General features: G+C 51.4%; 20 protein-coding genes. 14 read left to right on the forward strand and 6 right to left on the reverse strand.

The genetic code is table 11. From position 1 onward, the window contains the following. The 3 genes from EDM54_RS14035 to EDM54_RS14045 form a co-directional block, all read left to right on the forward strand. Window positions 1-1,121: YcaO-like family protein (locus tag EDM54_RS14035; protein WP_148040233.1), on the forward strand; the 1,121-nt coding region annotated here is incomplete at its 5' end. Window positions 1,122-1,336: 215 nt separating this feature from the next. Beyond that, window positions 1,337-2,095 carry an ABC transporter permease gene (locus tag EDM54_RS14040; protein ID WP_081787884.1) on the forward strand — a complete coding sequence of 253 codons (759 nt, stop codon included), beginning with the start codon at window positions 1,337-1,339 and terminating at the stop codon, window positions 2,093-2,095. Between the two features lie 49 nt (window positions 2,096-2,144). Next, on the forward strand, window positions 2,145-2,858 hold the full coding sequence (locus EDM54_RS14045; protein ID WP_035980189.1) for an AAA family ATPase: 714 nt from the start codon (window positions 2,145-2,147) through the stop codon (window positions 2,856-2,858). Between the two features lie 253 nt (window positions 2,859-3,111). On the opposite strand, the gene EDM54_RS14050 is transcribed toward EDM54_RS14045, so the two are convergent. After that, a complete protein-coding gene (locus EDM54_RS14050) occupies window positions 3,112-4,665 on the reverse strand; it encodes a vWA domain-containing protein (RefSeq protein WP_122958368.1) in 1,554 nt (517 codons plus the stop codon). Between the two features lie 195 nt (window positions 4,666-4,860). On the opposite strand from EDM54_RS14050, the gene EDM54_RS14055 reads away from it, so the two are divergent. The 5 genes from EDM54_RS14055 to EDM54_RS14075 all read left to right on the forward strand — a co-directional run bounded on the left by EDM54_RS14055 (window position 4,861) and on the right by EDM54_RS14075 (window position 12,427). Continuing rightward, the gene (locus EDM54_RS14055; RefSeq protein ID WP_039070151.1) at window positions 4,861-5,925 is read left to right on the forward strand and encodes an AAA family ATPase; all 1,065 of its coding nucleotides are present in this window, start codon (window positions 4,861-4,863) and stop codon (window positions 5,923-5,925) included. A gap of 1 nt (window position 5,926) precedes the next feature. Further along, window positions 5,927-7,735: a DUF2201 family putative metallopeptidase gene (locus EDM54_RS14060; RefSeq protein ID WP_031931682.1), complete on the forward strand. Its 1,809-nt coding sequence runs from the start codon at window positions 5,927-5,929 to the stop codon at window positions 7,733-7,735. Between the two features lie 362 nt (window positions 7,736-8,097). Next, window positions 8,098-8,748, forward strand: coding sequence for a TetR/AcrR family transcriptional regulator (locus EDM54_RS14065; protein ID WP_039070149.1), 651 nt, complete (start codon window positions 8,098-8,100; stop codon window positions 8,746-8,748). 41 nt (window positions 8,749-8,789) lie between these two features. Continuing rightward, window positions 8,790-10,517: an ABC transporter ATP-binding protein gene (locus EDM54_RS14070; protein WP_003390026.1), complete on the forward strand. Its 1,728-nt coding sequence runs from the start codon at window positions 8,790-8,792 to the stop codon at window positions 10,515-10,517. Further along, the gene (locus EDM54_RS14075; RefSeq protein WP_174768863.1) at window positions 10,514-12,427 is read left to right on the forward strand and encodes an ABC transporter ATP-binding protein; all 1,914 of its coding nucleotides are present in this window, start codon (window positions 10,514-10,516) and stop codon (window positions 12,425-12,427) included. Before EDM54_RS14070 ends, EDM54_RS14075 begins: the two co-directional genes overlap by 4 nt. Before the next feature lie 114 nt (window positions 12,428-12,541). Here the strand turns inward: EDM54_RS14075 and EDM54_RS14080 are convergent, their stop codons facing one another. Further along, the gene (locus tag EDM54_RS14080) at window positions 12,542-13,660 is read right to left on the reverse strand and encodes a deoxyribonuclease IV (protein WP_003390023.1); all 1,119 of its coding nucleotides are present in this window, start codon (window positions 13,658-13,660) and stop codon (window positions 12,542-12,544) included. A gap of 538 nt (window positions 13,661-14,198) precedes the next feature. Between EDM54_RS14080 and EDM54_RS14085 the strand changes: the two genes are divergently transcribed. The 3 genes from EDM54_RS14085 to EDM54_RS14095 all read left to right on the forward strand — a co-directional run bounded on the left by EDM54_RS14085 (window position 14,199) and on the right by EDM54_RS14095 (window position 18,510). Next, on the forward strand, window positions 14,199-16,481 hold the full coding sequence (locus EDM54_RS14085) for a DEAD/DEAH box helicase (protein WP_024985464.1): 2,283 nt from the start codon (window positions 14,199-14,201) through the stop codon (window positions 16,479-16,481). Next, window positions 16,471-17,919, forward strand: a complete 1,449-nt coding sequence (locus EDM54_RS14090) for a ribonuclease H-like domain-containing protein (protein WP_122958369.1) — start codon at window positions 16,471-16,473, stop codon at window positions 17,917-17,919. Before EDM54_RS14085 ends, EDM54_RS14090 begins: the two co-directional genes overlap by 11 nt. Before the next feature lie 69 nt (window positions 17,920-17,988). Next, window positions 17,989-18,510 carry a hypothetical protein gene (locus EDM54_RS14095; RefSeq protein ID WP_122958370.1) on the forward strand — a complete coding sequence of 174 codons (522 nt, stop codon included), beginning with the start codon at window positions 17,989-17,991 and terminating at the stop codon, window positions 18,508-18,510. Between the two features lie 132 nt (window positions 18,511-18,642). Here the strand turns inward: EDM54_RS14095 and EDM54_RS14100 are convergent, their stop codons facing one another. From EDM54_RS14100 to EDM54_RS14115, 4 genes are all read right to left on the reverse strand, one after another. After that, entirely contained in the window at window positions 18,643-19,101 is a 459-nt protein-coding gene (locus EDM54_RS14100; protein ID WP_122958371.1) for a GNAT family N-acetyltransferase, read from the reverse strand. Between the two features lie 89 nt (window positions 19,102-19,190). Beyond that, window positions 19,191-19,676: a MarR family winged helix-turn-helix transcriptional regulator gene (locus tag EDM54_RS14105; RefSeq protein ID WP_122958372.1), complete on the reverse strand. Its 486-nt coding sequence runs from the start codon at window positions 19,674-19,676 to the stop codon at window positions 19,191-19,193. A gap of 73 nt (window positions 19,677-19,749) precedes the next feature. Next, window positions 19,750-20,343 (reverse strand): TetR/AcrR family transcriptional regulator, encoded by a 594-nt coding sequence (locus tag EDM54_RS14110; RefSeq protein ID WP_122958373.1) that lies wholly within the window; start codon window positions 20,341-20,343, stop codon window positions 19,750-19,752. A 262-nt stretch (window positions 20,344-20,605) separates the two neighbouring features. Then, on the reverse strand, window positions 20,606-20,983 hold the full coding sequence (locus tag EDM54_RS14115) for an SRPBCC family protein (RefSeq protein WP_081787891.1): 378 nt from the start codon (window positions 20,981-20,983) through the stop codon (window positions 20,606-20,608). A 142-nt stretch (window positions 20,984-21,125) separates the two neighbouring features. On the opposite strand from EDM54_RS14115, the gene EDM54_RS14120 reads away from it, so the two are divergent. The 3 genes from EDM54_RS14120 to EDM54_RS14130 are packed head-to-tail and all read left to right on the forward strand — an operon-like array spanning window position 21,126 to window position 22,931. Further along, window positions 21,126-21,932, forward strand: a complete 807-nt coding sequence (locus EDM54_RS14120; RefSeq protein WP_003390015.1) for a MerR family transcriptional regulator — start codon at window positions 21,126-21,128, stop codon at window positions 21,930-21,932. Next, the gene (locus tag EDM54_RS27020) at window positions 21,904-22,617 is read left to right on the forward strand and encodes a DMT family transporter (protein WP_227278035.1); all 714 of its coding nucleotides are present in this window, start codon (window positions 21,904-21,906) and stop codon (window positions 22,615-22,617) included. The genes EDM54_RS14120 and EDM54_RS27020 overlap by 29 nt, the downstream gene beginning before the upstream one ends. After that, window positions 22,617-22,931 (forward strand): DMT family transporter, encoded by a 315-nt coding sequence (locus tag EDM54_RS14130; protein WP_003390013.1) that lies wholly within the window; start codon window positions 22,617-22,619, stop codon window positions 22,929-22,931. The genes EDM54_RS27020 and EDM54_RS14130 overlap by 1 nt, the downstream gene beginning before the upstream one ends. Window positions 22,932-23,108 lie beyond the last annotated feature (177 nt).

Below are 23,108 nucleotides of genomic sequence, written 5' to 3' on the forward strand. Positions count from 1 at the left end.
ATGCTGCGAAAGTTGAGTTAATTAATAATCTAATTAGTGGACATCCTTTTGTTGCAAATAAAATCTGGATAAAGAAAGGGATTTTTCAAAGCGGATATTCTAATTGCTATGTGGATTGTGCATTACATAAAGCAGCATATGGGAATTCGGTTAAGAATAATAGCAAAAAAGCAATAGCAGCTGCTATTGGCGAACATCTTGAAAGATTAGCTCTTTTTAACCCATTAATTAAAAATAATCAAGGAATAAAATATTATGTGGAAGCTTTTAATTTAGTGACAGGGGAGACAATTAACATACCACTTGAGGATGTCATTTTAGAGTATGGATTGCCTATCTTTAATGATAGAGATATGAGTAACGCGTTTAGTGATACTTGTGGAGTAGCATCACACACTTCAAGCGATTTTGCACTTGAAGCAGCTTTTCTTGAATTTATTGAAAGACAATCACTGATCCATACATGGTTAACCAAAAAAGCAGGGAAATTAATTCCGCTAAATTTGTTAAACAATATTGATCTTAAAAAGATAATAAATATGAGTAGAACATACAAGGGTATCCAAGAATTTTATCTGGTTGACATTTCGATAACAGACGAAATTAAGGTGGTACTAGCTTTAGGTTTTGGAAAAGAAAGTTTCAGTATTGGCGCAGGAGCACATTGGAACATTATGAATGCAATTGAAAGAGCTATGAATGAGTATTTCCAATTTATGACTGGCTTTTGGGGGAATAACGATGAGAGTGAAAGCAGCGATGGTGATTTATATTATGAATATTGTAACACTTTAAGCCCAGAGGCTTTTAAACAAGAGTACAAATTTGTCATCGATACAAAAACGCAATATAATCCATATCAATTCCACAAAAATACTAGTCAAGAACGAATAAATTTAAGTAACAAAATCCGAAAAGTGGTAGAAGATCTTGATATTTCAGTTTATGCAACATTTATACCTGAAAGAATGGATTTTAATACAAAAATAGTAAAAGTTTTTTCAAGTGATTGTTATCCACATATGAATACAGCATTACTCAATCCAATGGATTATAAATTCTCTAGTAAATTTAATCAATCAATTTTTAAAAACTTGTATAGGTTAATTCCGTTCCCCTAAGCTTTATAGGATTTTGAGGAATTGGAAAAAATTTATATTCCGCCAGCAAACGACCATATTCCTTCTTTTTGATAATAGAAAGCCTTGACTTTGGCACTTAATGATCTTTTTCAAAGAGAATCCCTTTTGAATAAGCCCATTTCCTTATCCTCTCAGATGTATCTATATTTAATCCACATAAAAAATTTTCTCAATTAAAGAAAGGGAAGTAATAAATGCTAAAAAAATCATATGAGTTTTTTATAGTATTTTTAAAATCAATGATCGATGAAAAGATTGCATTAGCTTGGTCAATTATTTTGCCACTTTTATTGTTTTTTACCATAAATTATAGTTGGTTCCACACTAAGCCTGACGTATCAAAAGCTGTATTTTACTTTGCTAGTTTTTGGGCATTCACAATAGTATTGATACTTTTTAATGGAGTTGGATTAACTTTAACCAATTTTAGAGAACTAGGTATTTTGAAAAGTTTTGTATTTCTTTGTGGTTCAAAAACACCTGTTATTTTTGGATTAGTTTTTAGTCAAATTATTTTTGGTATATTTTGCCTAGCTCTATTTACTGTTACTATCTCTCTCGTCTTTACCTATCCTATCTTGATTTTGTTCCTGACTGCAGCATGCACATATTTAGTAGTTTTAATTCCTTTATTTATGTTATCCTTATCTGTTGCCAGCTTATCCGTACGAGCGTCATCCGCTTATACACTTGTTAATATATTGATTTTTCCTGCAACGTATTTAGCAGTGTATCGTGGTGAATCTTCAAATTTTTTTATAAATACACTATATAATTTAAACCCAGTTGAATATGTTTTTAATTTTTCAGTATTTATTTATTCAATTTTGACTAATAATCTGCATTCCATCAGTAACCAATTATATTTACTTTTCATATCACTGGTCTATATTGCGATTGGAACTATAGCATGGTCGAGAATTAAGATTACGTCAACTATAAGAAGAACATAAATAATCCATTACTCAACATAATCGCCGAGAAAAGAGTGGGTGAATAATTATGATCGAATTAAAAAATATTTCATTCTCATATCCAAAGAATGCCAAAAAGGCAATCAGTAATCTAGAAATGATTATAGAAGAGAATAAAGTCAATGTAGTAATTGGACTAAATGGGGCAGGGAAAACGACCCTTTTTGATATATTAACAGGAGTTTTAACAATCCAGGAAGGCAGCATCATAAACATTCCAAATCAAAGGGATATTGTTTATCAAACTCAAAGCTTATATTTTTCACCGATACTAAAAGGAAAGGATATTACTAGACTTATTCTTAATATATCAGACAAAAATTTTAATAATAATTTTGAGACTTGTTTATCGCTTGCGGATGATAGAGAAAAGGAATTACTAGGTGAACTTTGGAATCGGAAGTTTGGTCAGATGTCTGTCGGGGAAAGAAGATGGTTGCTCGTAACATTATTCGCAGAAATAGATAAAAGCTTCTATATATTTGACGAACCTACAAGTGGAGTTGATCCTACGGCTAGGCTAAAAATATACAATAAAATCGAAGAAATAGCAAAAAAAGATAGGCATACGGTGTTAATTTCAACTCATCAATTACAGGAGCTAGAATTTATTGAATGTAAAATTTTTGTATTACATTTAGGTAATATTAAGTTTGCTGGTACTTACCAAGATTTACTTACAAAATACAATACATCCAATCCTGATAGGGCATTTCAGTACTGCATTGAAAGTAATACGTAACCTAAGAACTTTCTCATTATGCAACATTAAATTCTATTAATTTCTGTGTGGTAAAACACGGAGCAATGAAATATCCGTTTATGAAAAAACTGAGGGGTATTTTTTATAAAGAACCCTTCAGTATTTAAGCCTCGATTCCACCAAAAGCTATTTTCCTCCGTATTTCGGCAAACAAATTATACTGGCCGTGTTTTCAAAATTGAGTAGGAGAGGTTAATTACCCCCCTCCTACTCAATTTTGGTTTTTGCAAACTCAGCTTCCCCGCAGGGCCAGTGCATCCTTGACCAGGCGGACAAATTCCAACTGCTGCTCGCCCGTTGCCGTTTTTTCCGCCAAATCGGCTACCTTCTTCAGCGAGTTACCTTCTGCCCATTCGCTGCCTCGCAACATTTCCGCGAATTCCGCTACAGAGGCGAGGAATTGGACTTCTCTTTGCAGCGTTTTTCCAATTGCCATCGGCTCGGCCACTTCTTTTGCCTGCGATGTCTTCTCGTCTTTATACCTTACCCGGACTGTGCCCAGCTTTTCGGCTTCCGGGCGCTTTCGCTTGATCTCGTAAAGGGCTGTCACGGTATGGCCGGCTCCGATTTCCCCGCCGTCGACGCGGTCATTGCGGAAATCCTCATCCGCCACATCCCGGTTTTCATAGCCGAGCAGCCGATACGTTTCTACAGCCTTTGGATCGAATTCGACTTGAATCTTTGCGTCGTGGGCGATGGTCTGGAGCGTCCCGGTCAAAGCTTCGGTGAAGACGCGGCGCGCCTCGGAAAACGTGTCGATGTACGAATACGTTCCGTCCCCCTTGTCGGCCAGCTGCTCCATCAGCACATCGTTGTAGTTGCCCATGCCAAAGCCGAGCGTGCTGAGCGTAATGCCCTCGCCAGCGTATCGTTCAATCGTGGAGAGAATGCCTTCCGCGGTGGTTTCCCCCACATTGGCGACACCGTCCGAGCAGAGAATGACCCGGTTGATCGCATCAGGAGAAAAGGCTTGTGCAGCCATTTCGTAGCCGAGGCGCAGCCCTTCTTCGGCATTGGTAGAGCCTTCGGGCAAGAGGTAGTCGAGCGACTCGATAATTGCCGCCTTGTTCTGGGCAGATGTCGGATCGAGCAGCTTTCTGCCTTTGGAGCCGTAGACGACGATGCCTACCTTGTCTTTTTCCTCCAGTTGGTCAACCAGGACGCGGAGGCTTTTTTTGACCAGCTCCAGACGGTTTTCCTGGTTCATGGACCCGGAAATGTCGATCACGAAGACGAGGTTGGCCGGCTTCCGGTTTGTAACGGCGATTTCCTTGCCTTTTATCCCGATGCGGAGCAGGTCGTAGCCCGGACGAAAAGGCGAGGGGCCTCCGTCTGTATGGATCGCGAATGCATCCTTGGCGGGCGGCTCGTAGGAGAGAGGAAAGTAATTGATAAACTCTTCCACGCGGACAGCATCCGCAGGAGGCAATGAGCCTCGCGTGATGTAATTGCGCATGACCGAGTAAGAACCTGTATCTACATCGGCGGCAAAGGTGGACAAATGATATTCAGCCGCATCGACAGCAGGGTTGGTGCCGTAGTTCTTGAAATGCATGCCGTTGTAAGACCCTGCCGGCGCCGGGGCTGACCTTTTGGCAACAGTCCTGTCCATAGCACTGCTAGGCGCCGCGTACTGCGCTTGATTTTGTACGGCATGCTCTGCCTTGCTCTCGACACTGCGGCCAGCCTTCTCGCTTGGAGCAACTGCCTGTTTTTCCCCTGAGCTGCACCCTGCTGCCGTTAGGGTGACCAATGCCAAAGCGCTTGCCACTATCTGTTTTTTCATCTCTGTATACCCCCTTTTCTGATTCGACGTGGAAAAAAAAGGAATGTTACAACGGTCTGAAGATTTTGGTTGCTTCGCCTTCCTGATCTGGATTAGAATGGGAAATATTTAGTGGCGTGACGGGTGCCCATAGTCAAAAAGGCAGAAAAGCGAGGATGATACTTAAAAAACTGATGAGAAAAGAAAGGAACAAGAATGAATCTGGGAATTCACGTAACACAAACAAAACTGTTGGATGTTTTGCTGCATGTCGCGGTTGCGCGGCCTGTTTTTATCTGGGGAGCGCCGGGAATTGGAAAATCGTCGCTGGTGCAATCCTTTGCCCGGCAGGTCGGACTTCCATGCGTGTCCTTGCTCGGCAGCCAGCTCGCCCCGGAGGATATTATCGGGGTTCCGCAAATCGTAGAGGGCAAGAGCCGTTTTTGCCCTCCCGGGATGATCGCGCGGGAAGAGCCGTACTGCCTGTTTTTGGACGAATTGAACGCCTGCTCGCAGGAGGTCCAAAAATCCTTCTACAGTCTGATCCATGAACGGAGAGTCGGCGATTATCATCTCCCGGAGGGCTCAATCGTCATCGGAGCGGGAAACCGGGCCCAGGACAGCGCTATTGTCAAGCCGATGTCCTCCGCCCTGATCAATCGCATGTTTCATGTCCAGCTCAATGTGTCGTACCAGGAGTGGATAAGCTGGGCGTATGAGAACGGCATTCATCCGTATGTACTGCAATTTTTGGAGGTGCGCCCCGACTACCTCTGGTCGCAGCCGCCGAAAACGGAGGAGCCTTTTTCCACACCGCGCTCCTGGCATATGCTCTCGGACATTTTGTACGAATACGGCGAAGCGATCGATAATGAAACGGTCGGAATTTTGGCGCGGGGCTGCTTGACGCCCCAGCATGCGGCGCAGTTTCAGGCTTTCCATAAAAACATCCAGGGAAAGTATCAGTTGAACCGGATACTGGAAGGAGAGGCTACATTCCCGAGTGCCCCGGAGGATCGGGATATTCTCTATTTCCTCGCCGACTCGTTCCGGGCGCAGATCAGAAAAGAGCTGCCTGCCGACAAGTCGCAGGTAACGGACCAGCACAAGCGTTTTGCCCACCGGGCCAAGGCGCTGCTCAAGGAGCTGAGCATGATTTCGCTGGAGATGGCGCAGATGGTCGTGGCCAAGCACGAAGAGGGAAATGCGCTTCCGTCGTGGTTTGTGGTGGAAGTGGTTCGCGATTTGCCCCGGTTGGCTGCGGAAAGAAGGGACGGCTGAGATGGCGAAACGAAGCAAGACGGAGCTGGACCCCGCCCTTGCCGCTTATCTGGAAGCGGTCAGCTATCTCGAGCGTCATCCGATGTTTTCCCCGCTCATGGGCCGTGTCTCGCTGGTGAGGGACAAACGGAGCAAGTGCCCGGAAAACGGGTGGGCAGTCGTGGGCAAAAACGGAGTGATCCACGTCCACCCTACGAGAAGACTGGACGTTCAGGAGTGGGTCTACGTGCTGGCTCATAATCTGCTGCACCTAGGGTTTGGCCATTTTGTCGAGAAAGAAAGGCCGGCTCTGTGGAATATCGCCTGTGATGTCTACATCGCTTCCTTTCTATCCAGCATGAAGCTCGGAAAGCCGCCGATGGCATGGGCGGGCGAGCTGGAGCACTCCGTCAGGAGCGAGGAGGAGCTGTACAGGCGTTTTTGCGACGAAGGCGTCCCCGAGCGGTTTGCCGGATGGGGAACCGGAGGGGATAGACAGCCTGACATGCTTTTGTCCGGCAAGCTGGAGGGGAGCGGCTGCTTTCGCGATGTCAACTGGGAAGCGCTGTTTGGCACAGGCCTGTCCAATGCTGTGCATTCGGCCGTCAGCGTGGCGGGAGGATACGTCCAGGCGTTGGATGACCGGACTGCCACGCTGTCCCCGGCCCAGGAGGCAAGGCAGTGGTTTATCAATCACTTCCCGCTCCTTGCTTCGCTGGCAAGCCATTTTACGATGATCGAAGATGCGCAGCTGTGTCAGCGGCTGCAAATATCCGTCGCCGCCATTGATGTGGTCGCAGGTGAAATCTACATGAATCCGGCGGCGGGGCTCGACCGGGAAGAGGCGATTTTTGTCATGGGCCACGAGCTTCTCCACGCGGGACTGCGGCACCATGAGCGCTGCATGGGGCGTGACCCGTACTACTGGAATGTCAGCTGCGACTACGTGATCAACCAATGGCTGGTCGAAATGAACGTGGGGCAACTGCCGCAGGTCGGCGTTTTGCTGGACCCGGAGCTACGCGGGATGTCGGCCGAAGCCATTTACGACCGCATCGTCTCCGACCTGCGGACCTACCGCAAGCTGTTTACGCTGCGTGGGATCGGCATGGGGGATATCCTGGACAAGGGAGACCCCCGCTTTTGGGACGCCAATCACGGGACGACGCTGGATGACTTTTACCGCAGCGCTTTGATGCAGGGGCTCGTCTATCATCAGGAAAAGGGACGCGGCCTTCTTCCGGCAGGGCTGGTCGAGGAAATTCGCGCTTTGGGACAGCCGCCGATCCCTTGGGATGTTCAACTGGCGCGCTGGTTTGACGAGCACTTTCCCCTTTTGGAAAAGAGCAGGACATACGCGCGTGTCAGCAGACGGCAGATGTCTACGCCGAATATTCCGCGTCCGGCATGGAGCTGCAGGGAATCCGACCAGGCCGGCCGTACGTTTGGTGTCGTCCTGGATACGTCAGGCTCGATGGACGCCAAGCTGCTGGGCAAAGCGTTGGGAGCAATCGCCAGCTACAGCCAGTCGCGTGATGTCCCGTTTGCCCGCGTCGTTTTCTGCGATGCCGCCGCCTACGATGCCGGGTATCTCTCCCCCGACGATATAGCGGAACGGGTCCGGGTAAAGGGCAGGGGCGGGACGGTCCTGCAGCCGGGAATTGATCTTTTGCAAAATGCCCACGACTTTCCCCCGGACGGCCCTATTCTCGTCATCACCGACGGCGAGTGTGACCGCATCCGTGTCGCACGGAGCCACGCTTTCATTTTGCCAAAAGGCAAAAGCCTTCCGTTTGTGCCCAGAGGACCCGTGTTTCGCATGGAATCGTGATACGGAGAAAGCCGCTTTGAGAAAGCAGAGTTTCCGGCCTGGAGCAGAGTTTCCGGCCTGGAGCAGGGTTTCCGGCGCCGAGCAGGATCGCCGTCGATGCTGCCGATTGTAAAGCAAGTAATAACCGGAAGAAGAAAAAGACCAGTTCGCCTGTGCAGGGCGGTCTGGTCTTTTCTCGTGCAATGTTTCGGAGCGGGGAGTTGCAGGGATTTGAACTCGTGCCCCCCTTTGTCAACAACGCGGCCTTTCGCTGAAACAAACTACTGAATAGAATCTCGCAGTTCGGCTATTGACAGAAACCTGACAATAGGTTTATATTTTGACTGACAAAAAAGTCAATCAAAAAAGGCGGTGAACAAACCGTGCCTCGGACGAAAGAGCAAAACGAAGAAATCCGTGCCCGGCGCAAAGAAGCGATCATGAGGGGCGCACTCAGTGTTTACGTTGAAAAAGGATACGCAGCCGCCGATATTGGCGATGTCGCGGAACGAGCGGGCGTTGCCAGAGGACTTGTCTATTACTACTACAAAGACAAGCTGTCGTTGTTCCGCGATCTTTTTTTGCACATGTTCGATTTGTCCAACAATCACATCCGCACCCACTTCGGCCAGGAGGGGTCCGCGGTCGAGCTGTGCCAACAATTTGCCAATACCATGTTCAACAACCTGTTTGAACAATCCGACCACGTGCTGTTTTTTTTCCGGATGCGCCACGACTTGCGCGAGCTGTTTGGCAAAGAGGAAATAAAAGGATTGCTCTGGAGAGACACCAAATTGCAAGTGATGGTTGAGAAGCTGAAGATGGGAATGGATGCGGGAGAAGTGCGCCGCATGTCTCCGGAACTGCTCACGGACCAGTTCTGGGGGGCGATGATGCATGGCATGGCGCATTTGCGGCAGAGAAACGATGAACTGTTGAAGCAAGGCCATAGCCTGGAGGAAGTCAAAGAGCTGCTGGAGACGGAAATCCGCGATGCGGCGTTGTCCTGCGCGTTGATGCTTCGCCCTGTCTAAGCTTTGCAGCCGAGTTCAATGAGGTCCGGAGGGTGGTTATTTTGCGTACATTAATGCGGTATTTGCGGCCTTACCGGTCCATGATCATCTGGACGATGGTATTTGTGCTGTTGCAATCGATAGCAAATCTGTATCTGCCGACGTTGATGTCGGATATCGTCAACGAAGGCGTCGTCAAAGAAAACACGCCTTACATTTTGAAAATCGGCGGGCTGATGCTGCTCGTCTCTGCGGTCGGCGCGGCGCTTTCTGTCGGTGCCAGCTACCTGGCTTCGCGGACGGCATCGGGCTTCGGCATGCGGCTTCGCAGCAGCGTTTTCAGCCATGTCGAGCGGTTTTCGCTGCAGGAGTTCGACAAGCTCGGCACAGCTTCGCTCATCACCCGGACGACCAATGACATCACGCAGCTCCAGCAGGTGCTGATCATGATGCTGAGGATGATGGTTATGGCTCCGATGATGTGTATCGGTGGAATTATCATGGCTGTCTCCAAAGACGCCAAGCTGTCGCTCGTCATCATCGCCGTGATTCCGGTTTTGGCTTTGGCGATTTACCTGATCGGATCAAAAGGAATCCCGTATTTCAAAGCGATGCAGACGAAGATTGACAAACTGAATCTCGTCCTGCGCGAATATTTGACCGGCATTCGCGTCGTCCGCGCTTTCAACCGGACAGACCACGAGCGGGAGAGGTTCGATGCTGCCAACGAGGATCTGACCGCTACCTCGATCAAGGCGGCCCAGATCATGGCAGCCATCATGCCTGTCATGATGCTGCTGATGAATGTCACTTCGATCGCGATCATCTGGTTCGGGGGCTTGCGCATCAGCGAGGGGCATATCCAAGTCGGGGATTTGATGGCGTTTTTGCAGTATGCCATGCAAATCCTGTTCTCGCTCATGATGGCTTCGATGATGTTCAACATGCTGCCGCGTGCTTCCGCTTCGGCGGCCCGCATCCGGGAGGTGCTGCAAACAGAGCCGGTCATTGTGGACCGGGATAGCGCGACAGCGGCGGCTCATGGACCGGCCAGCGTCGTGTTCGATCAGGTGTCGTTTCGTTACCCCGGCGCGGAAAAGTCGGCGCTTTCCGGGATTTCCTTTGAGGCTCTGCCCGGCCAGGTGACAGCGATCATCGGCGGAACCGGATCGGGGAAGACGACACTCGTCAGCCTGATCCCTCGTTTCTACGACGTGGAGAGCGGCAGCGTCCGCATCGGCGGAGTCGATGTCCGGGAGCTGTCCCAGGAGGCGCTCCGGTCCAGAATCGGGTTCGTTCCCCAAAAAGCGCTGCTGTTCAGCGGGACGATCGCGGACAATATCCGCTACGGAAAAGAAGACGCGACCGACGAGGAGCTCTGCCATGCGGCTGAAATCGCCCAGGCTTCCGAGTTTATCGCGGGGATGAAGGACGGCTTCGATTCGGTCATCGCGCAGGGCGGCATGAACGTGTCGGGCGGACAGAAGCAGCGGCTATCCATCGCCAGGGCGCTCATCCGCAAGCCGGACGTATACGTATTTGATGACAGCTTCTCCGCGCTCGACTACAAAACAGATGCCCGACTCCGGGCGGCCTTGAAAGATGAAACGCAGGCTGCGACGGTGATTATCGTTGCGCAGCGGGTCAGCACTGTCATGGATGCCGACCAGATCATCGTGCTGGAGGAAGGCGGTGTAGCAGGCATCGGCACCCATGCAGAGCTGATGGAAACATGCGGTGTCTACCGGGAGATCGTCACATCTCAGCAGACGGAGGAGGAGATCGCATGAGCGAGCAAAAACGCGGCATGTCTCCGGGTGCTCCCGGGGCTGGCCCGGGACCGGGCGGCCACAAAGGCCCGATGGGATTCGGAGGACCCGGCATGCTGTCTATGCCGGGGCAGAAAGCAAAGAATTTTAAAGGGACGCTGCGGCGGCTGCTCGGTTATTTGAAGCCGTACCGCATGAAGCTGACAGCTGTACTTTTGACTGCAGCACTCAGCACCGTTTTTGGCATCGTCAGTCCAAAGCTGCTCGGCGATGCGACGACAAAGCTTTTTGAAGGCTTCATGGCAAAGGTAAACGGCGTCCCTGGCGCTGCGATTGATTTTGCCTACGTCTGGCATATCATTATGGTCTTGATCGGGCTGTATATCGCTTCCTCGGCATTTGCCTATATCCAGCAGTACCTGATGGCAGGCGTGGCCCAGAAGACGGTCTATACGCTTCGCAAGCAAGTAGATGAAAAGCTGGCCCGCCTGCCGCTCAAATACTTCGATGCCCGGTCTCACGGGGAAGTGATGAGCCGCGTCGTAAATGACGTGGATACGATCAGCGGCACGCTGCAGCAGAGCTTGACGCAGATGATCACCTCGATCATTACGCTGATCGGCGTGATTGTGATGATGCTGACCATCAGCCCGCTGATGACGCTCATCCTGATCTTGACGCTGCCCCTCAGCTTCGTCGTGATCAGGGCGATCGCCTCCCGTTCGCGGCCCCACTTCAAAGGGCAGCAGCAGGCGCTCGGGGAATTGAACAGCCATGTGGAGGAAATGTATACCGGACATAAAATCGTAAAGGCGTTTGGCCGGGAGCAAAGCGCTGTCCAGAAGTTTGACACGATCAATGAGCGGCTGCATGAGTTCGCCTGGAAGGCCCAGTTTATCTCCGGCATCATGATGCCGCTGATGATGCTCGTCTCCAATATCGGCTTTGTGCTCGTCTGCGTAGTCGGCGGCGTGCTCGTCACCCGGGGCAGCATCAGGATCGGGGACGTGCAGGCGTTCATTCAATACGCCCAGCAATTCTCCCAGCCGATCACCCAGACGGCGAACATCGCCAACGTCATCCAGTCGACTCTGGCCGCCGCTGAACGGGTCTTTGAAGTTCTCGACGAACCGGAAGAGTCCGCAGAACCTGTCTCGATGGCAGGGACCTTCTCGCTTCAGGGCCATGTGCGATTCGAGCATGTCTCCTTTGGCTACAAGGAAGAGGAGCCGCTCATCCGGGATATGAATATCGACGTGAAGCCGGGCATGACGGTCGCGATCGTCGGACCGACCGGGGCGGGCAAGACTACGCTCGTCAACCTGCTCATGCGGTTTTATGAAATCGGCGAAGGCAGGATTACGATTGACGGCAGGGACATCCGGGAGCTGCCGCGGGGCGAACTGCGCAGCTTGTTCGGCATGGTGCTGCAGGATACGTGGCTGTTCAACGGCTCGATCCGCGAAAACATCGCGTACGGCCGCGCCGGGGCGACAGATGAGGAGGTGCTGCAAGCGGCCCAGGCGGCCCACGCCGACCATTTTGTCAGAACGCTTCCGGACGGATACGACACGATTCTGAACGAAGAGGCGTCGAATATCTCGCAAGGCCAGAAGCAGCTTTTGACGATAGCCCGGGCATTCCTGGCCGATCCCGCGATCCTGATTCTCGACGAAGCGACGAGCAGCGTCGACACGAGAACCGAGCTGCTCATCCAGAAAGCGATGAGCGGGCTGATGGAAGGGCGAACGAGCTTTGTCATTGCCCACCGGCTTTCGACGATCCGCGACGCGGACCTGATTCTCGTCATGAACAACGGCAGCGTCATCGAGCAGGGCAACCACGAGGAGCTGCTGCGGGCCGGCGGATTCTACGCCGAATTGTACAACAGTCAGTTTGCCGGAAGCGGTATGGCGCAGCAGGCGGGGTAGGGAACATGTAAAGCAGGGAATACGAGGAAAAAGGAACACGGAAAAATAAAAAGGAAAAGCAAAAAAGAAAAGGGTTCCCTCGACGAAAGGGGACCCTTTTTTCACTTTCAGTTTCTACATAATGTGTTTGCTTGCAAACCAGGCGATCAGCCGGTGGTTGATCTGCTCTTCGCTCAGGTCGGTGAAGAGTCTGGCTTCCGCAACCATATCGTACAAACGCTCCATCGGTTCGCGGCCATCCGCTTTTTTCGCTTTGGCGTCCTCCTTGAGCAGCTTCCACGTATTGTGGACGAAATCGTGGTCTACATCCGCTTGTTTCCGCAAGAAGTAATCCAGACGCTCCACATGATCGAGGAATTCGTCGCCGAACCTGCCTTCCACATCGCCCCGCAAAAGGGCAATCTCCGCTTCGTACATGGGACGTTCCTTGCCTTTTTCCTTTCCGATCCACGGCGTTTCCAACACAAGCGGCAAATGGCGGATCTTCTCGTGATCGACGATGTATTTCATCGCATCAAAGCCGATCATTCCCGCACCTACCGGGGCGTGGCGGTCTTTGCGGGCTCCCCGGAAGTTCTTGCTGTCGTTGAGGTGGACAACCGCCAGACGGTCCAGACCGATGATCCGGTCGAACTCGTCGAGGACACCGTCGAAATCGTTGACGATATCATAGCCGGCATCGTGAATATGGCATGTATCCATGCATACGCTCAGCCTGTAGTTGTCGTCTACCTTGTCGATGATCGCCGCGATTTCCTCAAAGCTGCGGCCGATCTCTGTTCCTTTGCCCGCCATCGTCTCCAGCGCGATTTTCACGTCCGTGTCTTTGACGCCGCTTAATACTTCATTCAGCCCTTCCGCGATGCGCTCAATCCCGTATTCGGCATCCTTGTCGGTGTAAGCGCCCGGGTGAAGCACGATATTTTGTACGCCGAGATAGCTCGTTCGCCGTATTTCTTCCTGCAAAAAGCGGACAGCTAGCTCAAACGTGTCTTCCTTGTACGAACCCAGGTTAATAATGTACGGCGCATGGACGACGATCTCTTCAATGCCGTTTTTGTCCATCACAGCCCTGCCTTCGTCGATAAATTGCTCCTCAATCGGTTTGCGCCGCGTATTTTGCGGGGCTCCTGTATAGATCATGAACGTGCTCGAGCCGTAGGTGGCTGCTTCTTCTGCCGCATTCAGCAGCCCTTTCCCGGAGAATGATACGTGCGATCCTATTTTCATCATCGATTGAATACCTCCTATATGGTGGAAACTGCCGAACCCGGCTCAGGGCCGGTGGTAGTGCTAGTTGCTCGTGCTAGTCTGCGTAACTCTGCTTAATTCTGCCACAATTCCGTGTAATTCTGAGTAAACTCTGATTAACTCTGAGTAAGTCTGATTAACTCTGAGTAACGAGTAACTCTGAGTACCTACCTTGTAACACTACGTAACTTTTTATTATTGCCAAAAGAATCCGCGTCCATGCATTCGATCGCGTCTGTATAAATCCCGTATCATGCTCTGAGCAGGAAAACGCGAGTAAGAACCGGTTTTCAGCGCGAACATGAGAGACGAACGTGTCGCAAAACTGCAAGGGAAAAATCTCGTTGACGAAAGAGATTCATCTCCAGATTACCGATTTTAAAAAGGGTTGTCCACTTAAATGCTCGCGGATGTACAGCAGTTTAACGATCCGGACTGCGGCTTTTATTTTGATTCCAGGACTTCATGCATTTACAACCCGAACATTCATTCGTAAAATAAGTGAAAGAAGGTGAACGAGATGAAAATCAAAATGGATCTGGCGAAGATACTGGAAAACTTGAAACAGGATGAGCGTTTTCGCGCAAACATAGAGCACTGGAAGGTCATACCGCCCCGAGAAGCCGCTACCGTTCCTTTTCCTGATGATCTGGACCCGAGAATTCGGGGGGCTCTGGCGGGAAGAGGGATTCCTTCCTTGTACACCCATCAGGAGACGTCTTTTCGTCATGCCCGCGAAGGCAAGCACATCGTAGCTGTGACTCCTACCGCTTCGGGCAAAAGCATGTGCTATCACTTGCCTGTCTTGCAAACACTGACAGAAAACCCGGAGGCACGAGCCCTTTACCTGTTCCCCACGAAGGCGCTGGCCCAGGATCAAAAAAGCGAGCTGCACGAGCTGATCGACGAGATGGGGCTGTCGATCAAGTCGGATACGTATGACGGCGATACCCCGGCGCAGATCAGACAGACGATCCGCAAAGCCGGCAATATCGTAATCACCAATCCCGACATGCTTCATTCTGCCATTTTGCCTCACCACACCAAATGGGTCTCCTTTTTTGAACATCTGAAATACATCGTCATCGACGAGCTGCATACATACCGGGGCGTTTTTGGAAGCCATGTGGCCAACGTAATCCGCCGCCTGAAACGGATTTGCGCCTTTTACGGGAGCAGCCCGCAGTTTATTTGCACGTCTGCCACGATCGCAAACCCTCGCGAGCTGGCAGAGCAGCTGACAGAGGAAAACGTCGTGCTGGTGGACAACAACGGCGCTCCGGCCGGAAAAAAGCACTTCATCTTTTACAATCCCCCTGTCGTAAACAAGCAGTTGAACATCAGGCGTAGCTCGACGCTGGAGGCCAGGGACATCACCGAGCTGTTTCTCACCAATGGCATTCAGACGATCTTGTTTGCCCGCAGCCGGGTCCGCGTCGAAATCCTGCTCAAATACCTGCAGGAGCTGATCAAGCGAAAGCTGGGCGAAAAGACGATTCAGGGCTATCGCGGCGGCTATTTGCCGAGCCAGCGAAGGGCGATTGAGAAGGGGCTTCGCCAGGGAGACATCATCGGTGTAGTCAGTACCAATGCGCTGGAGCTAGGGGTAGATATCGGCCAGCTCCAGGTATGCGTCATCACCGGATATCCCGGCTCGGTTGCGAGCACATGGCAGCAGGCCGGACGGGCAGGCCGCCGTCAGGGGGAATCGGTCGTCGTGCTGGTCGGCAGCTCTACGCCGCTCGACCAGTACGTGATCCAGCACCCGGAGTACTTTTTCGAGCGGAGTCCGGAGTCCGCGCGGATCAATCCGGACAACCTGATTATCCTCGTCGACCATATCAAATGCGCGGCGTACGAGCTTCCCTTTTCCAAAGGGGACCGTTTTGGACGAGCCGAGATTATGGAGATTCTGGAGTTTTTGACCGAGGAGCAGATCCTGCACCATGCCAAAGGAAAGTGGTTCTGGATGAACGATTCTTTCCCGGCCCACAACATCAGTCTGCGCTCGGCTTCCCAAGAAAACGTCGTGATCATTGACATTTCCGAGCGGGGCAACGAAAGGGTAATCGGGGAAATGGACCGCTTCAGCTCGATGACCCTCCTGCATGACGAAGCCATTTACCTGCATCAAGGGACGCAGTACCAGGTGGAAAAGCTGGACTACGAGGAGAAGAAGGCCTATGTCAGGGAAGTCCAGGTCGACTACTACACCGATGCCAACCTGGCTGTCCAACTGAGGGTGCTGGAGGAAGACCAGACGCGGCGGGCGGCCGAGACGGAATTTGCCTACGGAGAAGTCACTGTGAATGCGATGGCGACGATTTTCAAAAAGATCAAATTCGAGACGCATGAAAACATCGGCTCCGGTCCGATTCACCTGCCCGAGGAGGAGCTGCATACGAATGCCGCTTGGCTCAGCTTTTCCGAGCAGGTGTTGGATGTAGTGGGGAAAAGCGAGGTAGAGCGCGGCCTGGTCGGACTCGCGCACGTCCTGCAGCACGTCGCTCCGCTGTTCGTCATGTGCGACCGCATGGACCTCCACGTCATCCCGCAACGCAAGGCCATCCATTCCGGGGCGCCAACGATTTTTCTGTACGACCGTTACCCTGGCGGCATCGGCTTGAGCGAGCAGGTGTACAAAGAGATGGACACGATTCTCGCGAGGGCCGAGGAGCTGATCCTCTCTTGTCCGTGCGAGTCCGGCTGCCCGTCCTGTGTGGGGGCGGCGGAGGACGGTGGAAAGGAATTGGCGCTCACGCTCTTGCGGGTGGCGCAGGGAGGAAGTCTGCATGTCTCTTAAAAGCAAGCTGAATCGGTTCAAGGAACATTTGACGAAGGAAGCGCCTCAGCAGCAAGGGAGCCGCGTGAAAGATACCGGAAGAGCCGGGGGTACGTTGGAACCGGCGTCTTCCGGTCCGTTCGAGCCAGCGTCTTCCGCGGGGCAAGAACCGACGCCCTTCAGTGCACCTCAACCAGCCCGCGGTACTGCACAACCTGACTCGGCGCCTGTTAATTCTCAAGCTAATATGGAAGAAATCCCGTTTATGGACAAATGGATGGAGCTGGGCGCCAAGCCGTATTTTTGGGAAGACGAGCATGTCATGGTACGGGAGGTGCGCTACCCGATCAGCCAGAGGCATGGCCATTATGCATTTGCCGGTTTGTACGAGACGATTGCGGCATGGGAGAGGGCCGGGTTTGAACACCCCCTGTCAGCATCCGGGAGATCAGTGGAGGACCTGCTGTTTTTCGATACGGAGACGACGGGGCTGCACGGCGGGACGGGAAACACGGTCTTTCTGCTCGGGCACAGCCGAATGGACGGCGAGAGCGTCATCGTCAGGCAGCATTTTTTGGCCGCTCCTTATTCGGAAGCAGCGCTCTACCGCTCTTTTTTGGAGGATTCGCAGACGGCTACCCACCTTGTGACGTACAACGGGAAGTCATTTGACTGGCCGCAGGTAAAGACCCGGCACACGCTATTGCGTGATCTTGTTCCCCGGCTTCCGGCATTTGGCCATTACGATTTGCTGCACGGAGCGCGGCGGTTGTGGCGGGAGGATCTGGAGTCTTGCCGGCTTTCCCTGATCGAGCGGGAAAAACTGGGCGTGGTGAGGGAAGACGATGTCCCGGGGTATCTGGCTCCTATCCGGTATTTTGACTATTTGACCGACAAAAACCCGGACACGGTGGCAGGGGTTTTGCGGCACAATGAAATCGACGTCCTTTCCCTGATCACGCTCTACATTCATCTGTCAGCACTCTTGCTGTCACACGAGCAGCAGGTCGACATCTCTGAGGAAGAGCGATTCAAGGTAGGGCGATGGTATGAAGCGCTGGGCGATACCGAGCGGGCCATGCAGGCGTACCGGCTCGTTGCCGACAGCGTTCATCCGCTTCGCGACAAGGCTCGTATCGCGATGGGGAGCTGTTACAAGAGGCAAAAGGACTGGCGCCGGGCTTTGCTGGTATGGGAGGGTCTCGGCAATTCCGGGGTCACTCTCCCGGAAGATGTGTTGATCGAGATGGCCAAGCTGTACGAGCATCAGGTAAAGGACTTGGAGAAGGCGCTTCTCTTCGCGGAAGCCGGGTATGACCGGTGGAAGCAGAAAGCGGCGCTGCTGCGCCGCAGGTCCAAAGCAGAGGAGGCAGCGTACCGCAAGCGGATCGAGCGGCTGGAACAGAAGCTGCGAACGCAGGCGGGCCCGGATCTGGATTACGGCGGCGGCCTGGTATAGTTTTCATTTTGGTACAAAAGCATAGCTGCTATTGTATAATGAACACAGAAGACTGGGGGAGTGTTTCGGATGTCTGATTTGGAAAACGTTTTGGACAGGATGTTTGCTGAATTTCAGAAGCTGACGAACCGCTTGGACCGGATGGAAACGAGAATGACGGAATTCCAGAGCAGCGTAGACCGGATGGAAACGAGAATGACGGAATTTCAGAGCACCGTAGACCGGATGGAAACGAAAATGACGGAGTTCCAGAGCAGCGTAGACCGGATGGAAACGAGAATGACGGAATTCCAAAGCACCATTGACCGGATGGAATCGAAAATAGTGGGGCTCGATACGAGGCTGACAGCGTTTCAAGGCAGCGTAGAACCCAAGCTGCAAGGTTTTGAAAGCTCTCTGGACCGCGTCGAATCGAGGCTGGACGACCTGCAAAAATCCGTAAACCGGATCGAACACTCCCAGCAGGATGAGGTACTGGGCATGCTTAGGCTTGTCAAAACGAAGACCGAAACACATGAGTCCAAAATCGACGTCCTCAACAAGCGTTTGCTCGAAGCAGAGGCGAAGCTGGAGAGAGTCGCTAATTTATAAATACACCTTAGGTGGACGATACAAGTTAGCAGGCGAAAATTCGAATCGCCCGCTACTCGCAATTACAAAAAAATGCAGCAGCAAATTCGGGTGCGAAAATACAATCCGAAACAGCTGCTGCCTGTTTTTTATTCACGGTAGCGCTTGTGTATCCGGCGGTTCCCCGCTCAGCAGTTTTTTGAGCAATACCTCGTCATCCACTGCATAGCCGCAGCGCTCATATGTCCGAATCGCAGCGGCGTTTTGTCTGCCAGTCAATACCTTCACTTCCGTGACTCCGCGCTGTTTCAGGTGCGTTTCCAAAAAAGCAATCAAGGACGCAGCCGCTCCTTTTCCCCGAGCGGACTTCTCCACATACAATTCTGTTATTTCTCCCAGAAGCTCCTCGTAACAGAATGATTGGAAGCGTTGTGCGCAGCCGAATCCGACGATTTTGCCATCGCATTCCGCTACGGCGATCAACTCGCTGCTCGTGCGCATGCTCTCGACGATTTCCGGTACAGGCCTCCTGTCGCCACCGTTGAACAGCTGGTTTAACCTGGCCAGCTCCTGTGCGTCGCTTTCTACTGCCAGTCTCGTTCTTATCTCCAAATCGAATCGCCTCCAAGCGCAATTTTCTGATCGGGTGGGATAGTCTTGCTCCTTTTCGATATGCGAAAAAGAAGAGGGAAATGGAAAGTCTAGTGAGCAGTATGGTTTAAATTGCAAATCAATTGGTTCAACACTTTGATCGCCGTCTTGTATTCTTCTTCCGTGATCCCCTGAAACACCTGTTTATCGAATTCAAAAAGAATCGCATCAAGTCTTGGAAATGCTTCGTTGCCTTCGCCTGTCAGTTCAAGCTCGGTAATGCCGAGCTCCGGCTTCTCTGTACGAATCATCCAGCCTCTTTGCACCAGGGAGTCAATGACTTCGTCCAATGTTTTCAAATCGACAAAGTCGTGAATCAGTTCGTGCAAGTCCTTCCTTGTTTTGACGCGTCCGTGGTATGTGTTGTTGAGGGCCTGCCAATGGGTGCGTGTTAAGCCCATAGGCGCGAACATGTCGTTGACGTTTTGCGTGATCAACTTATCAACCCGTTTCAAATACCAGCCGATCGGCTTTTCGGAATCGTGCGAGAAGTGCTTCCTTCTTTCCACTTTCCTCTGGAGCGGATTGTTTTCCATCATCATAACCTCCTCACTGACGTTGCGAAAGCAAATGATAGTTAGTACTAACTAACAACAACTGTTTTAAAAACTATGGCGTCAAAGCTCTGACAAATAACTGAACACTCGATTCGATAAATTCGTCGATGGAAGTGCTTGTTATCAACTGGCCGCTGGTCAGGCTGCTTACAAATGCGCCGAAGTTCATCCACATGAAGGTCATGGCCTGGACCTCCGGGTCGGTTGTGATCATCAAGCCTCTTTTCTGCATGGCTGCGAAATAGTCCGTCAACAATTCTTTTAGCTGCTGTGGATGTTTGTTCGCCTTTTCCCGAAACCCGGGCAAATAATCGCCGTCTTTTAGCGCGATCATAACGATTTTTCGATTGCGATTCATGATCTGATGATACGTTTTGCTGACGAGGAACAAGTCCGCTTGCAAGTCCCACACCAGTTCTTCGTTAAAAATCCGTTTCATCTCCACGGTATAGTAAAAGCGGTCGACTGCGGTTTCGAGAACCTTTTGCTTGCTGCCAAAGTGGCGAAACAGCGTCATCTCGCTTAAACCGGCCGCGGCCGAGATTTCTTTTGTGGAAACGCCTTTGTAGCCTTTCTCGGCCATCAAATCGATGGCTGCCAACAAAATTTTGTCTCCGGTACTTAGATGCGGATTGCCCGAGCTCATATTTTCCCCCCTCTATCAATGTTAGCGAATACTAACGTGTTGCATGTTCATCATAAACCATTTTTCAAGAAGAGAAAAGAATCAAAAGAAATTCTGCTTCTGATCACACCGGTGTTTATAACAATACGAGTACGAACCGATGCCGTAGCGCTTTGCTTTGCACAAACAGGCACCCGTAAAAAGGCCGCCCTCCGCTGGCCGGAAAGGCGAGGGGAGGACGACAGGGGGGGAAGCTTTAAACCATGGTTTGGCTATGCAGTACTTATTTTTGCTTCTCCTTCATTTCCCGATGAAGCGAGCCTACGTTTTCCGCAAGCTTGTCGAGCGACTGGTTCATGCCGATTACGGCGTATTCGGCCATTTGACCCGGCGTCCAACCGGATTCGGTAATCGTCAGTTCCGTTTGCTCGCCCAGAGCTTTAAATTCAATCACAAATTCAATTTCCTTCGGGTAGTCCGGGACGCCTGCCTGAGCGGGATCGATGATGTTTCCGTCCTTGTCGGCCATGCTTTGCGTGAATTCGATACGCTCCATCGGCACAATTTTCTTGTAGAAGCCGGCGGAGTACAGCTCATGTCCGCCGTGGTCTTCCGGAGCCCGCATGCAAAATACGTATTTTCCGCCTTCACGGAAGTCAATTTCGCAGTGTGGCGAATTATTTCAGGGACGGTTGGAGTCTCTTGGATGAGAATGTGCTTTTGAAAAAAATTTGACCCTAACGCATACGTCAGGGTTTATTGTAAATAGCAGGAAGCAGAATTCTTTCGTGGAGGTATCTGCGATGTACAGTGTAGGCGAGCTGCGCAAAAGGACAAATATCTCGGTAAGAACCTTGCATTATTACGATGAATTGGGCTTGCTGAAACCGTCCAGGGTAACCGAGACGGGGTACCGGTATTACTCAAAAGAGGATGTATTGAAACTGCAGCAAATCACGGCTCTCAAAAAGCTCGGATTTCCGTTGTCGCGCATCAAGGACATTCTCAATGCCGAGGATGCGCTCCCGGCCGAAATACGCTGGAAAAAGGCGATCCGGGGACAAATCGGTACGATCAGGGAAGAAATGGAGCGATTGCGGCGCTTGGAGCGATTGCTGTTTCACACCCTGTATTCGATCGAAATCACGGGCGATTTTCGCACCGACGACATTTTTTCGTTTATTCAGGCGATGCAGCCTGAGAAAGAGCCGAGCAACGACGAATCTCGCGAGCAATTTTTCAATGAGCATTTTACGCCGGAGGAAATCGAGGTTATTGACGGATTGCCGACATTCGATACAGACGATCCGAAGGCCGACGAATGGGTCAAGCTGCTGAGGGACATCCGGGACCATATGCACGAGCCTCCGCAATCACCTGTCGCACAGCGCCTGGCAAAGCGGGTTATGGATTGCGCGGAAGCATTTTTCGGAGGCAATACGGAGGTGATGGAAAAGTATTGGGAACTGATCAGGCCTTCGCCTGGCGATGCTCCCGTCGTTTACGGCCTGGATTACAAGCTGATGGCCTATATCGATCAAATCGTTGAGTGGTACGAGAAAGAGAGAGGAAAGGAGAGGGATGAGCAGGATGACCGTCGGCGATCATGAGTACGGGAAACAACAATGGAGATATTGGCGATGGCATTTTGCTGTTTTTGCGGCCGCTCACTTCGGAATGGCCTACATGTTTGGGCTTGCCCCTGCTTCCGGGCCTTCGGGCAATCCCTATATCGAACAGATCGTGAACTGGATCATGTACCGGGAGCCTGATTTGTACCGGGAAGCCCTCGGCAATCAAATCAGCTCCGTCTGGACGACGATCATGACCATCCACACGCTGTGGGCTTTGTGGTTTGCTTTCTTTCCGAAAAAGCGGGCAGTCAATCCTATGCCTGCCCCATCGGCAGGTTTCCAAGCCGCAAATAAAGAGGCATCGAACCAAAGAGCCGCGGAAAAAACGCTATCGCATGGCAGGGCATGGGTATACGTCCTCATGGGAGGCATACTCGAAATCGTATGGGCTGTCAGCTTCAAGACCGGATCGATCGGTCTTCATACGCTGATCGCGATTTTTGCCAGCTTCGATCTTCTCATCCGGGCCGCCAAGGTATTGCCAGTCGGCACCGTTTATGCGGTTTTCGCCGGTATCGGCTCAGTAGGCACAATCCTGGCGGGAGCGCTCTATTTGAAAGAACCGCTTTCTGCGGTCAAGGTGATTTTCGTTCTGCTGCTTGTCGTGTTTATCATCGGTCTGAAAGCTTCTGAAACGCGCAGTGTAAAGGGGGACGGATAATGGCATGGGCTTATTTGATTTTGGCGGGGCTGCTTGAGATTATCGGCGTGATCGGGATCAAAAAAGTCGCCGAGCATAATAGCTGGAGCAATAATCTCCTTCTGTACGGCGGCTTCTTTGCCAGCTTCAGTCTGCTGACGCACGCGATGCAAGAAATCCCGTTATCCGTGGCTTATACCGTTTGGACGGGTATCGGGACACTCGGGTCTGCGGCCATCGGTATGGTGTTTTTCCGCGAACCGCGAAGCCGACTGCGGCTGTTTTGCATGGCGGGAATTATCGTGACTGTTCTTGGACTGAAACTGGCAGATTGAAACTGCTCACGCTTGTAGAGAGGGGCCATGGGCAACTGGCGGTCCATCGGTCGGCAGGACTCGGCGGCAGTTGCCACCCAGGCCCCACCTTGAAAAATAAAAGGGTAACCCCGTACAAGAGAAACGGGTTTATCCTTTAAAAGTAACATATCTGTACAACAGAGCCCCAATTAGCTG

The sequence above is a fragment of the Brevibacillus borstelensis genome, from assembly GCF_003710865.1.
In the GTDB taxonomy this organism is placed as follows: Bacteria; Bacillota; Bacilli; order Brevibacillales; family Brevibacillaceae; genus Brevibacillus; species Brevibacillus borstelensis.